The sequence below is a fragment of the Actinomadura geliboluensis genome (assembly GCF_005889745.1).
Lineage (GTDB): Bacteria > Actinomycetota > Actinomycetes > Streptosporangiales > Streptosporangiaceae > Spirillospora > Spirillospora geliboluensis.
Window position 1 is genome coordinate 1 of record NZ_VCKZ01000519.1, and the last position, 5,819, is coordinate 5,819.

Consider the following 5,819-nt stretch of genomic DNA (forward strand, 5'->3'; position numbering starts at 1 on the left):
AAGACGGCATACGAGTTGTCTTAGGGTCTCGTGGGCTCGGAGAGGTGTATAAGAGACAGGGCCCGGATCGGCCTGCACCCCCGGTTGGCCCGCGCGCTGGTGGACGGCGCCGCGGCGGTGGGCGGCCGGGCCGCCGCCGAGGTCGTCGCGCTGCTGTCGGAGCCCCCGCCGCGCGCGGCGGGCGACGACCTGACCGCCGCCTGGCGGGCGCTGCGCCGCCAGGACCGGCCCGCCGACGCCCACGCCGCCCGCTGGCGCGACGAGGCCGCCCGCCTGCGCCGGGCGCTCGACGGCGGCGCCGGCCCAGCCGGCCCCGCTGGGCGGAGCGACGACCACGCGGCGGGGACGGTCGTGGCGCTGGCGTTCCCCGAGCGGGTGGCGCGGCGGCGGGGGAGCGGCTATCTGATGGCGTCCGGGACGGGCGCCGCGCTCGCGGAGGGATCGGCCCTCGCCGGGGCGCGGCCGGAGTGGCTGGCGGTCGCGGCGGCCGACCGCCCGGCCGGGTCGGCGTCGGCGCGGGTGCGGCAGGCCGTGGTGATCGGCGAGGACGTGGCGCGGTCGGCGGCGGCGCCGCTGCTGGACGCGGCCGAGGAGGTCGCCTGGCGGGACGGGGACGTGGCGGCGCGGCGCGTCGAGCGGCTCGGGGCGATCGAGCTGTCCGCCCGGCCGCTGCGCGACCCCGACCCCGGCCTGCTCCGGGCGGCGCTGCTGGACGGCCTGCGCGCCGAAGGGCTGGGGCTGCTGACCTGGACGCCGGGCGCGGTCGCGCTGCGGGAGCGGCTGGCGTTCCTGCGCGCCGCGCTCGGCGAGCCGTGGCCGGCCGTCGACGACGCGGCGCTGCTGGAGCGGGTCCCCGAGTGGCTCGCGGGGGCGCGGCGCCGCGCCGACCTCGCCCGTATCGACGTCGCGGGCATGCTGCGCGGCCTGCTGCCCTGGGACCAGGCCAAGCGGCTGGACGAGTACGCCCCCGAGCGCGTCGAGGTGCCGACCGGGTCCCGGATCCGGGTCGACTACTCGGGGGAGCGGCCCGTCCTGGCGGTGAAGCTGCAGGAGCTGTTCGGCTGGGACGCCGCGCCGGCCCTCGCGGGCGGCCGGGTCCCGCTGGTGGTGCACCTGCTGTCCCCGGCGGGCCGCCCGGCCGCCGTCACCGCCGACCTGGCCTCGTTCTGGCGGGAGGGCTACCGGGCGGTGCGGGCCGAGCTGCGCGGCCGCTATCCCAGGCACCCCTGGCCGGAGGACCCGTCCACCGCCGTCCCGACGAGGCGGACGAAGCGGGCTAGCGGGAGCTGATCAGGACCTCGATGCCGTCCAGCACGCGGGCGAGGCCGAACTCGAACGCGCGGCTCGGCGCGGCGGGGGCGCGGTACTCCTGCCCGGCCGCGGTGCCGACCCGGGTCCCGAGCGGGTAGTCGGCCTCGTCCACGAGCGTGTCGAGCACGGGGGCGACCGACTCCCACCACTGCTCGTCGCTCATCCCGGTGCGCCGCTCGGCCTCGGCGGCGCTGACCGAGACGCGGGCGGCGCTCTCGGCGAACCCGGTGACGAGCGCGACCACCGAGTCCATCTCCAGGTCGGTGAGGCCGAGGCCGTCCACGGCGCGCAGCTCGTACTCGTACTTGCCGAGGGTGTTCGGGCCCATGGGCGGGCGCGCCATCGTGATCTGCAGCAGCCACGGGTGCCGGTGGAACAGCGCCCAGTTGTCGCGGGCGATGTGCTCCAGCCGGGCCCGCCACGCGGCGTCGGCGGGCGGGGTCAGCTCGCCGAAGGCGCGGTCGACCATGACGTCGACCAGCTCGGCCTTGCCGGGCACGTAGGTGTAGATCGACATGGGCGAGACGCCCAGCTCGTCGGCGATGCGGCGCATGGACACCGCGTCCAGGCCCTCGGCGTCGGCCAGCGCGATCGCGGTGCGGACGATCTCCTCGGCGGTCAGCCGCGGCTTCGGCCCGCGCCTGGGCGGCGCCTGGACGCCCCACAGCAGCTCCAGGCTGCGCTTGGGGTCGCCGCTCCCGCTGTACTCGGTCACCCGCCGATCCTCTCAGGGATGAAACTCTGTACGACGTACGTTATATTGGCCGCGATGGTAAATCCGTACGACGTACATAGTTTTGGGGGGCGCATGGCCGGACCACCGCTCGCGGTCGCCGCCGAGGGGCTGCGCAAGCGCTACGGCGACAAGGAGGCCCTCGCCGGGCTCGACCTGCGCGTGCCCGCCGGCACCGTGCACGGTCTGCTCGGCCCGAACGGCGCCGGAAAGACCACCGCCGTCCGCGTCCTGACCACGCTGGCCAGGCCGGACGGGGGCACCGCCCGGGTCGCCGGGCACGACGTCGTCCGCGCGGCGGGGGAGGTGCGGCGCAGCATCGGCCTCGTCGGGCAGCACGCGGCGGTCGACGAGGTCCTCGGCGGGCGGCAGAACCTCGTCATGTTCGGCCGCCTCTACCACCTCGGCGCCAAGGAGGCCCGGCGGCGGGCGGACGAGCTGCTGGAGCGCTTCGGGCTCACCGAGGCCGCCGCCAAGCCCGCGGGGGAGTACTCCGGCGGCATGCGGCGCCGCCTCGACCTGGCCGCTTCCATGATCCTCGCGCCGCCGGTGCTGTTCCTGGACGAGCCCACCACCGGCCTGGACCCGCGCGGCCGCGGCGAGGTCTGGGACGCCGTGCGCGCGCTGGTCGACGGCGGCACGACCGTCCTGCTCACCACCCAGTACCTGGAGGAGGCCGACCGGCTGGCGGCCGGCATCTCGGTGATCGACCGCGGCCGCGTCATCGCCGAGGGCGCGCCCGACGAGCTGAAGAAGCGCCTCGGCGGCGACCGGATCGAGGTCGTCCTGGACGACCCCGGCGCGCTCTCCGCCGCCGCCGGGATCATCGGCCGGGTCGCCGCCGGGGAGGTCGACGTGGACGCCGAGGCGCTGCGGATCGGCGCCCCGGTCTCCGGCCGGGCCGCCGCGCTGACCGAGGCCGTCCGCGCCCTGGACGACGCGGGCGTCGCGGTCGCCGACATCGGGCTGCGCCGCCCGACCCTGGACGAGGTGTTCCTGCACCTCACCGACGACAAGCAGGAGGTGGGCGCGTGAGCGTTCAAGCGATGCGCTGGGCGGTCGCCGACGGGCGGACGCTCACCGGCCGGGCCCTCGCCCACTGGGCGCGCCAGCCCGGCCAGATCGCCATGGGGCTGCTGTTCCCCGTGATGGTCGTGCTGATGATGGGCTACCTGTTCGGCGGCCAGATGGACGTCCCCGGCGGCGGCAGCTACCGCGCGTTCATCGTCCCCGGCATGTTCGCCCTGACCATGGTGTTCGGCGTCGAGGAGACGTTCGTGCGGGTCGCGGGCGACGCGGCCAGGGGCGTGACCGACCGGTTCCGCGCCATGCCGATGTCGCCGTCCGCCGTCGTGGTCGGCCGCGCCGCCGCCGACATGATCCACTCGGTGGCGGGGCTGGCCGTGATGGCGGCGTGCGGCGTGCTGATCGGGTGGCGCGTGGAGGACGGCGCCGCCAAGGCCCTCGCCGGGTTCGGGCTCCTGCTGCTCCTGCGGTTCTCGCTGATCTGGCTCGGCGTCTACCTCGGCCTCCTCGCCAAGGGGCCGGAGTCGGTGGCGGCCGTGCAGGTCCTCGTGTGGCCCATCGGGTTCCTGTCCAGCGCGCTGGTCGCGCCGGACACCATGCCCGGCTGGCTGGGCGCGATCGCCGAGTGGAACCCGATGTCGGCGACCGTCACCGCGTGCCGCGAGCTGTTCGGCTCACCCGTCACCGGCGACTCGTGGGCGGCGCAGCACAGCCTGCTGATGGCGCTGGTGTGGCCGCTGGTGATCGCGGCGGTGTTCGTCCCGCTGTCGGTGCGCCGCTACCGCGCCATGGGCCGCTAGGGCAGCACCGACGCCCGGTGCCGGGCCAGCGGAAGCGCAGGGTAGCACTCCTCGGGAAGGGGCTCCGCGCCGTCTGCCGTGCGGGGGGACGACCCCCCACGACCCCCGGCGACCGCGCCGGGCAGCGCGGCGCGGAGCCTCTTCCCGGCCGCGGCGGCCTCGTAGGGCTGGACGACGCACAGCTCGGCCTGCATCGCCTGCCGCGCCGCGCCCATCAGCGCCGGGACGTCCCCGACGATCACGATCTCGGTGGGCGCGCCGCCGTAGGACAGCCGGACGGCCACGGCGTGCATCCCGGCGGTGCCGGCGCCCTCGTAGCGGAACTCGCAGACCAGGCGGTCGCCGTCCAGCGGCCCCTCCTGGATCAGCCACGCCTGGCCCGGCACGACCGCGCCGAGCGACCCCTCCCAGGGCGCCGCCGGGACGGTGCCGAGCGCGGCGGCCGCGCGCCCCGCGGCCTTGCGGCCCTCCGCCGGGCCGATCGCGGCGATCGCGGCCAGGAACGCCCGCGCGCCCGGCGTCGCCGCCGCCCGCAGGCAGCCGATCAGGTCGCCGAGCGCGGCGCGCCGCCCCTGCGCGTGCGGGGCCGCGGCCTCCAGCGCGCCGAGCTGCGCCGACGCCCACACCTCCGCCTGCAGCCGGCCGGGCAGCGCCGGGAGGGCGTCCGCCTCCCGGACGTAGGCCGCGTACACCTCGCGGAGCCCCGGCAGCATCAGCTCGGGGCCTGTCGAAGACCGGCTCGCACTCACCCCGCCAGCCTATGAGACGCGGGGGAGCGGCCCGTCCGGAGTGTGCCCCGCGCCGCGCTACGCGGGGACGGTGAGCAGCGTGCGCCCCGTGCCGATCGTGCGGACCTCGAACCGGCTGATCTCCTCGGGCCGCAGCGCCGTCCCGCCCTGCAGCGCCAGCGCCGGCTGCGGCGACCCGGGCAGCCCGTAGCCCTTGGCGGGGACGGACCAGCCGACGACCGTGTGCGCCTCGCCGCGCCGGTCCACCGCGACCAGCTCGCACTCCAGCGGGCCGCGGACCTTGCCGAGCCGCATCGCGATCCGGCTGCCCCACGCCTTCTCCTGCGTGGCGACCGTCCCGGTGACGCCGGTGCCCGCGTCGGTGGCCGACGTCCGGTGCCCGTCGCGCAGCAGCGCCGCCGTCCCGTCGTCCTGCCGGGCCGGGGGCGGTTCGCGGTCGGCGCCGAGCGTGAACCCGGTGCCGAGCGCCCCGCCGAGCAGCACCACCCCGGCGGCGGCCGCGGCCAGCGCGCGCGCCGCCCGGTGCCGGCGCTGCCGCGCGGTCCGGTGCCGCATCAGGTCGGCGACCACGGCGGGCTCCGGCGGGACGGGCGGCGCGCCCGCCGGCTCGGCGATCGGGCCGATCCCGTCCAGCGTCCGCGCGACCCCGCGCAGCGTGCCGAGCTCCTCGTGGCAGGACGCGCAGGACGCCAGGTGCGCCTCGAACGCGCGGCGGTCGGGCTCCTCCAGCAGGCCGAGGGCGTAGGCGCCGACGTCGATGTGCAGCATGTCCGCGGTCAAGGCGTCACGCCCCTCTCCTCCAGTGCGACGCGCAGCGCCCTGAGCGCGTAGTAGACGCGGGACTTCACGGTGCCCACGGGGATGCCGAGGTGCTTGGCGGCCTCGTTGACCGACCGGTCCCGGAAGAAGGTCTCGTTGAGGACCTCGCGGTGGGCGGGGGACAGCGCGAGGAGGGCCTCGGACACGACGACGGAGCGCAGCAGATCCTCCAACCCGTCGGGCACGCGCATGTTCTCCAGCGGGCCCTCGCCCGCCTCCTGCGGCCGTGCGTTCTTGCGGCGCTGGTCGTCGATGACGATCCGGCGCGCGACCGTCGCGAGCCACGGCAGCAGCGAGGCCGCGTTCTCGTCGAGCTGGTGCGCGCTGCGCCACGCGCGGATCATGGTCTCCTGCACCACGTCCTCGGCCCAGTGCCGGTCG

The 5,819-nt window shown here is 76.9% G+C and carries 7 protein-coding genes; 3 read left to right on the forward strand and 4 right to left on the reverse strand.

Going from position 1 to position 5,819, the window contains the following annotated elements; translation table 11 throughout:
- The first annotated feature begins 30 nt into the window (after nt 1-30).
- Entirely contained in the window at nt 31-1,290 is a 1,260-nt protein-coding gene (locus ETD96_RS40160; protein ID WP_138641722.1) for an ATP-dependent helicase C-terminal domain-containing protein, read from the forward strand.
- Here the strand turns inward: ETD96_RS40160 and ETD96_RS40165 are convergent.
- Nucleotides 1,277-2,026: a TetR/AcrR family transcriptional regulator gene (locus ETD96_RS40165; RefSeq protein WP_138641723.1), complete on the reverse strand. Its 750-nt coding sequence runs from the start codon at nt 2,024-2,026 to the stop codon at nt 1,277-1,279. The genes ETD96_RS40160 and ETD96_RS40165 overlap by 14 nt on opposite strands.
- 93 nt (nt 2,027-2,119) lie before the next feature.
- Here ETD96_RS40165 and ETD96_RS40170 point away from each other — a divergent pair, with 93 nt between their 5' ends.
- Both ETD96_RS40170 and ETD96_RS40175 read left to right on the forward strand, forming a co-directional pair.
- On the forward strand, nt 2,120-3,079 hold the full coding sequence (locus ETD96_RS40170; RefSeq protein WP_138641724.1) for an ATP-binding cassette domain-containing protein: 960 nt from the start codon (nt 2,120-2,122) through the stop codon (nt 3,077-3,079).
- Between the two features lie 11 nt (nt 3,080-3,090).
- Nucleotides 3,091-3,870 carry an ABC transporter permease gene (locus tag ETD96_RS40175; protein ID WP_138641728.1) on the forward strand — a complete coding sequence of 260 codons (780 nt, stop codon included), beginning with the start codon at nt 3,091-3,093 and terminating at the stop codon, nt 3,868-3,870.
- Here ETD96_RS40175 and ETD96_RS40180 read toward each other — a convergent pair.
- The 3 genes from ETD96_RS40180 to ETD96_RS40190 form a co-directional block, all read right to left on the reverse strand.
- A complete protein-coding gene (locus ETD96_RS40180) occupies nt 3,867-4,619 on the reverse strand; it encodes a hypothetical protein (protein ID WP_138641725.1) in 753 nt (250 codons plus the stop codon). The two genes, ETD96_RS40175 and ETD96_RS40180, sit on opposite strands and share 4 nt — an antisense overlap.
- A gap of 57 nt (nt 4,620-4,676) precedes the next feature.
- Complete coding sequence (locus tag ETD96_RS40185; protein ID WP_138641726.1) at nt 4,677-5,399, reverse strand: anti-sigma factor family protein; 723 nt, start codon at nt 5,397-5,399, stop codon at nt 4,677-4,679.
- Nucleotides 5,396-5,819: sigma-70 family RNA polymerase sigma factor (locus ETD96_RS40190; protein WP_138641727.1), on the reverse strand; the 424-nt coding region annotated here is incomplete at its 5' end. The genes ETD96_RS40190 and ETD96_RS40185, both read right to left, overlap by 4 nt.

Bases quoted from the DNA above. Each gene is read 5' to 3' on its own strand.
- ETD96_RS40175 (WP_138641728.1), top strand. From the start codon at position 3,091: ATGCGCTGGGCGGTCGCCGACGGGCGGACGCTCACCGGCCGGGCCCTC.
- ETD96_RS40170 (WP_138641724.1), top strand. From the start codon at position 2,120: ATGGCCGGACCACCGCTCGCGGTCGCCGCCGAGGGGCTGCGCAAGCGC.